This is a genomic window from Plebeiibacterium sediminum, from assembly GCF_026013605.1.
Classification (GTDB): Bacteria; Bacteroidota; Bacteroidia; order Bacteroidales; family Marinilabiliaceae; genus Saccharicrinis; species Saccharicrinis sediminus.
Genome location: NZ_JAPDPJ010000160.1, coordinates 1 through 3,063, shown reverse-complemented (window position 1 = coordinate 3,063; position 3,063 = coordinate 1). Strand labels below are relative to the sequence as shown.

The window sequence follows — 3,063 nt, the reverse complement described above, 5'->3', positions numbered from 1 at the left end:
ATGCTCGAGTGGTGGAATTGGTAGACACGCAAGACTTAAAATCTTGTGTCCATTAGGACGTGCGGGTTCAAGTCCCGCCTCGAGTACCAAGTAAAAGGTCTCTTCTTATATTAAGGAGAGACCTTTTTTATTTTATGGAATATTTTCAAGAATTATAGGAAATTGAATCAATCACTTTCAGTCAATACTTTTCTGGTATTTCTAAATTGAACCGCCTTTCTAAAAAATGATTCATTATCTCCAAATTCCATAATTTTAGATACTTCATTACTACAGAAAGTACATTCCCCAGTAACTTTAATATCATTAAAACGATCTAAATATACTTTGTAATTAGATATACCATAATTACAATAGTCATTACAGTGGTTGCAAAAAACACCATTTTCAAGAAGGTATTTATAAGCATTTTTCTCATGTTGGCTTAGTAAGTGATTTAATTGAGATTGGTTAATTTCAATATCGCTTAGACTGATCATGGGGTGAAATTTTGTAGATTAAATAATTAATTGTAGATTTTCGTAATTGTCAAGTTATTTAATATTCACATATTTTCAAAATACTTATGTTTCATAAAACAATATTTTTCAGGTTTGGTGTTGTTAGTGAGTGGGTATTTGTTATAAAATGTTATCAAATTTTAATAAAATATTTTAAAAAATAGGGGGTAGATTAAAATAAGTATAAATAATCATGAAGTAACCCCTAATTTTGCGGGGTTCATTAATAAAAAATTATCTTTGACATCTATTTACTTACAAATTAATACTACTTATTATACTTATGGCTGCAAATTGTATTAAGGGGGGATCTGAATGTTATGGTTTGAAAGAAATGACGCTTTTGTTTGAAATTAGTCAAAGGCTGATAGCTTCAACTGAACTGAAGAATGATTTATCTCCCATTTTAAAAATGTTAGTAGATCACCTGGAGGCAGAGAGGAGTTTTTTAACTATTTATAATCGTAATAATTCCAGTATATATATAGAAGCTGCATACGGTATGAGTCCAAAGCAACAGTCTTTGGGTAAATATCAATTGGGTGAAGGTGTTATTGGTAAGGTGGTTGAACTTGGTCAGCCAATTGTAATCCAGGAAATATCTAAATCTAATTTGTTTTTGAATAAAACCAGATCAGATCTTAGAAAGGAAGGACGGGAGTTAACTTTTATCTGTATTCCTATTGTTGTGGAAAATAAAATGACAGGGGCTTTGAGTGTGGTAAGGGAGTTTAATCCTCATATTCCATACGAAGAGGATATTCATTTTTTATCCATTATTGGATCCTTGATTGCAAAAACGGTTAAGGTTCGTCAGCAAAAAGTGGAAGAGCTTGAAGAGTTGAAGCAAAAAAATATTCAGTTGCAAACAGAAGTTGCAGGAAATAACTTTGCTACAAATATCATAGGAAACAGTAGTAAAATGAGAGATGTGTTTTCATTGGTTGAAATGGTGGCACCTACCAATAGTACTGTGTTAATTCGAGGGGAGTCTGGTATTGGTAAGGAATTGATTGCTGATGCAATTCATACAAGTAGTAGTAGAAAAAATAAAAATCTTATCAAGGTAAACTGCTCTGCTTTGCCTGATTCATTAATAGAGAGTGAGTTGTTTGGTCATGAGAAAGGTGCTTTTACTGGTGCGGATCAAATGAGGAAAGGTCGCTTTGAAATGGCAAATGGAGGTACAATATTTTTAGATGAGATTGGAGACTTGCCATTGTCAACTCAGGTTAAGTTATTAAGGGTTATTCAGGAACGCGAATTTGAAAGGTTAGGTGGTACTGAAACTATAGCGGTTGATGTAAGAATTGTATGTGCTACCAATTGTAATCTGGAACAACTTATTGAAGATGGCGAATTCAGGGAAGATTTATTTTACAGAATTAATGTTTTCCCAATTTTTGTTCCTGCCTTACGTGAGCGAAGAAATGATATTCCTTTGTTGGTTGATCACTTTATTCAAAAATTTAATAAAAAGAATAAGGCTAATATAAAAAGAATAACAACTTCGGCTATTGATATGTTAATGATGTATAGGTGGCCAGGAAATGTTAGGGAATTGGAGAATGTAATAGAAAGGGCATGTATATTATCCAGAGATAATGTTGTGCATGGATATCATTTGCCTCCAACATTACAAACAGCCTCGTCAACAGCTACCGGATCAAATGAAGGAATGACCGGAGTTCTGGAACGTTTGGAAAAGCAGCTGATTATTGATGGATTAATATCTAGTAAAGGAAATATTACCAAGGCTGCGGAATCATTGAAAATTACAGAACGTATGTTGGGAACTAGAATTAAGAAATATAAAATTGACGCCTGGAGATATAAAGTGTAATAATTAAACTAAATATAGTATTCAATTGTTTGTGAAGTAGAATCTGGATTGAAAGTGAAGAAGAGTTATTGAAGTTAGAAATTAATTAGAAATTATAGAATGAAAAAGAGAAAGACGATTGCTTTAGTGGCGCATGATAATCGTAAACAGGATTTGATGGATTGGGTGAAGTATAATTGGAAAGAATTAATTTCTCATGATTTGGTATGTACAGGAACTACAGGTTCTTTAGTGAAAAATGTATTACAGGAAAAGTGTGTTGAAAATAATGCTGTACCACCAACTGTGAAAAGACTTAAGTCAGGACCATTGGGGGGAGATCAGCAATTGGGTGCCCTTATTGCAGAACAAAAAGTTGGAATTTTAATATTTTTCTGGGATCCAATGCAACCTCAACCGCACGATGTGGATGTGAAAGCTTTATTGAGAATATGTGCTTTATATAATGTTGTTACTGCAACGAATAGAGCAACTGCAGATTTTGTTGTAACCAGCGAGTTGTTTCATCAGGATTACAGGCCTATAATTAAGGATTATTCTTCCTATGTGAATAGATTTAAAGAGGAGATCGAGAAATAAAAAAAACTTTCCCTAATTAACCACTTGACAAAAAGTGGTTTAGTTCTTACCTTGGAGTTTCTGCAAAATAAATAATTCAATTTTGTTTGGATGTTAGAATTAAAAGCTATTTCTTTGCACCCGCTTTGAACGAAAGGCGAG

The 3,063-nt window shown here is 32.9% G+C and carries 3 protein-coding genes and 1 tRNA gene; 3 read left to right on the top strand and 1 reads right to left on the bottom strand.

Features of this window, described 5'->3' with window-relative positions:
- Nucleotides 1-2: 2 nt before the first annotated feature.
- A tRNA-Leu gene (locus tag OM075_RS24700) sits at nt 3-89 on the top strand.
- Between the two features lie 78 nt (nt 90-167).
- Here the strand turns inward: OM075_RS24700 and OM075_RS24695 are convergent.
- The gene (locus OM075_RS24695; protein WP_301193233.1) at nt 168-479 is read right to left on the bottom strand and encodes a hypothetical protein; all 312 of its coding nucleotides are present in this window, start codon (nt 477-479) and stop codon (nt 168-170) included.
- Between the two features lie 304 nt (nt 480-783).
- Here OM075_RS24695 and OM075_RS24690 point away from each other — a divergent pair, with 304 nt between their 5' ends.
- Nucleotides 784-2,343 carry a sigma-54 interaction domain-containing protein gene (locus OM075_RS24690; protein ID WP_301193232.1) on the top strand — a complete coding sequence of 520 codons (1,560 nt, stop codon included), beginning with the start codon at nt 784-786 and terminating at the stop codon, nt 2,341-2,343.
- 99 nt (nt 2,344-2,442) lie between these two features.
- Nucleotides 2,443-2,922, top strand: a complete 480-nt coding sequence (locus tag OM075_RS24685; protein WP_301193231.1) for a methylglyoxal synthase — start codon at nt 2,443-2,445, stop codon at nt 2,920-2,922.
- The last annotated feature ends 141 nt before the right edge of the window (nt 2,923-3,063 follow it).

What these genes read in the sequence shown, in the direction of transcription:
- OM075_RS24695 (WP_301193233.1), bottom strand. Translation starts at nt 479, where the DNA reads ATGATCAGTCTAAGCGATATTGAAATTAACCAATCTCAATTAAATCAC.
- OM075_RS24690 (WP_301193232.1), top strand. Translation starts at nt 784, where the DNA reads ATGGCTGCAAATTGTATTAAGGGGGGATCTGAATGTTATGGTTTGAAA.
- OM075_RS24685 (WP_301193231.1), top strand. Translation starts at nt 2,443, where the DNA reads ATGAAAAAGAGAAAGACGATTGCTTTAGTGGCGCATGATAATCGTAAA.